Below are 3,082 nucleotides of genomic sequence, written 5' to 3'. Positions count from 1 at the left end.
CGAGTTCGCAAATTGCTTGGGTGTTATATGGTCAAGCCTCACGGGCAATTAGTATGGGTTAGCTCAACGCCTCACAGCGCTTACACACCCCACCTATCAACGTCGTAGTCTTCGACGGCCCTTCAGGGAACTCAAGGTTCCAGTGAGATCTCATCTTGAGGCTAGTTTCCCGCTTAGATGCTTTCAGCGGTTATCTATTCCGAACATAGCTACCCGGCAATGCCACTGGCGTGACAACCGGAACACCAGAGGTTCGTCCACTCCGGTCCTCTCGTACTAGGAGCAGCCCCTCTCAAATCTCAAACGTCCACGGCAGATAGGGACCGAACTGTCTCACGACGTTCTAAACCCAGCTCGCGTACCACTTTAAATGGCGAACAGCCATACCCTTGGGACCGGCTTCAGCCCCAGGATGTGATGAGCCGACATCGAGGTGCCAAACACCGCCGTCGATATGAACTCTTGGGCGGTATCAGCCTGTTATCCCCGGAGTACCTTTTATCCGTTGAGCGATGGCCCTTCCATACAGAACCACCGGATCACTAAGACCTACTTTCGTACCTGCTCGACGTGTCTGTCTCGCAGTCAAGCGCGCTTTTGCCTTTATACTCTACGACCGATTTCCGACCGGTCTGAGCGCACCTTCGTACTCCTCCGTTACTCTTTAGGAGGAGACCGCCCCAGTCAAACTACCCACCATACACTGTCCTCGATCCGGATAACGGACCTGAGTTAGAACCTCAAAGTTGCCAGGGTGGTATTTCAAGGATGGCTCCACGCAGACTGGCGTCCACGCTTCAAAGCCTCCCACCTATCCTACACAAGCAAATTCAAAGTCCAGTGCAAAGCTATAGTAAAGGTTCACGGGGTCTTTCCGTCTAGCCGCGGATACACTGCATCTTCACAGCGATTTCAATTTCACTGAGTCTCGGGTGGAGACAGCGCCGCCATCGTTACGCCATTCGTGCAGGTCGGAACTTACCCGACAAGGAATTTCGCTACCTTAGGACCGTTATAGTTACGGCCGCCGTTTACCGGGGCTTCGATCAAGAGCTTCGCGTTAGCTAACCCCATCAATTAACCTTCCGGCACCGGGCAGGCGTCACACCCTATACGTCCACTTTCGTGTTTGCAGAGTGCTGTGTTTTTAATAAACAGTCGCAGCGGCCTGGTATCTTCGACCGGCGTGGGCTTACGTAGCAAGTACTTCACCCTCACCGGCGCACCTTCTCCCGAAGTTACGGTGCCATTTTGCCTAGTTCCTTCACCCGAGTTCTCTCAAGCGCCTTGGTATTCTCTACCCAACCACCTGTGTCGGTTTGGGGTACGGTTCCTGGTTATCTGAAGCTTAGAAGCTTTTCTTGGAAGCATGGCATCAACCACTTCGTCACCTAAAAGGTAACTCGTCATCAGCTCTCGGCCTTAGAATCCCGGATTTACCTAAGATTCCAGCCTACCACCTTAAACTTGGACAACCAACGCCAAGCTGGCCTAGCCTTCTCCGTCCCTCCATCGCAATAACCAGAAGTACAGGAATATTAACCTGTTTTCCATCGACTACGCTTTTCAGCCTCGCCTTAGGGACCGACTAACCCTGCGTCGATTAACGTTGCGCAGGAAACCTTGGTCTTTCGGCGTGGGTGTTTTTCACACCCATTGTCGTTACTCATGTCAGCATTCGCACTTCTGATACCTCCAGCAAGCTTCTCAACTCACCTTCACAGGCTTACAGAACGCTCCTCTACCGCATCACTTACGTGATACCCGTAGCTTCGGTGTATGGTTTGAGCCCCGTTACATCTTCCGCGCAGGCCGACTCGACTAGTGAGCTATTACGCTTTCTTTAAAGGGTGGCTGCTTCTAAGCCAACCTCCTAGCTGTCTAAGCCTTCCCACATCGTTTCCCACTTAACCATAACTTTGGGACCTTAGCTGACGGTCTGGGTTGTTTCCCTTTTCACGACGGACGTTAGCACCCGCCGTGTGTCTCCCATGCTCGGCACTTGTAGGTATTCGGAGTTTGCATCGGTTTGGTAAGTCGGGATGACCCCCTAGCCGAAACAGTGCTCTACCCCCTACAGTGATACATGAGGCGCTACCTAAATAGCTTTCGAGGAGAACCAGCTATCTCCGAGCTTGATTAGCCTTTCACTCCGATCCACAGGTCATCCGCTAACTTTTCAACGGTAGTCGGTTCGGTCCTCCAGTCAGTGTTACCTAACCTTCAACCTGCCCATGGATAGATCGCCCGGTTTCGGGTCTATTCCCAGCGACTAGACGCCCTATTAAGACTCGCTTTCGCTACGCCTCCCCTATTCGGTTAAGCTCGCCACTGAAAATAAGTCGCTGACCCATTATACAAAAGGTACGCAGTCACCCAACAAAGTGGGCTCCCACTGCTTGTACGCATACGGTTTCAGGATCTATTTCACTCCCCTCTCCGGGGTTCTTTTCGCCTTTCCCTCACGGTACTAGTTCACTATCGGTCAGTCAGTAGTATTTAGCCTTGGAGGATGGTCCCCCCATATTCAGACAAAGTTTCTCGTGCTCCGTCCTACTCGATTTCATGACCAAGAGATTTTCGCGTACAGGGCTATCACCCACTATGGCCGCACTTTCCAGAGCGTTCCGCTAATCTCAAAGCCACTTAAGGGCTAGTCCCCGTTCGCTCGCCACTACTAAGGGAATCTCGGTTGATTTCTTTTCCTCAGGGTACTTAGATGTTTCAGTTCCCCTGGTTCGCCTCTTGCACCTATGTATTCAGTACAAGATAACCATCTTATGATGGCTGGGTTCCCCCATTCAGACATCTCCGGATCAAAGTCTGTTTGCCGACTCCCCGAAGCTTTTCGCAGGCTACCACGTCTTTCATCGCCTCTGACTGCCAAGGCATCCACCGTATGCGCTTCTTCACTTGACCATATAACCCCAAGCAATCTGGTTATACTGTGAAGACGACATTCGCCGAAAATTCGAATTTCTCAACTAAGAGAACTCACAAATTTTACCTTAGCCTGATCCGTTACCAGTGAAAGTAACGTCCAGTCTATCTTTCTATCACATACCCAAATTTTTAAAGAACG

General features: G+C 51.2%; 1 rRNA gene. It reads right to left on the bottom strand.

Annotated features, from left to right (window positions below):
• Positions 1-27: 27 nt before the first annotated feature.
• Positions 28-2,919: ribosomal RNA gene (locus F8N66_RS31280) — 23S ribosomal RNA — on the bottom strand.
• Positions 2,920-3,082: the final 163 nt, after the last annotated feature.

This window comes from Pseudomonas fluorescens, from assembly GCF_902498195.1.
GTDB classification, from domain to species: Bacteria; Pseudomonadota; Gammaproteobacteria; order Pseudomonadales; family Pseudomonadaceae; genus Aquipseudomonas; species Aquipseudomonas fluorescens_BU.
The sequence above is the reverse complement of the archived record's forward strand: the minus strand, read 5'-3'. Positions and strand labels throughout refer to the sequence as shown.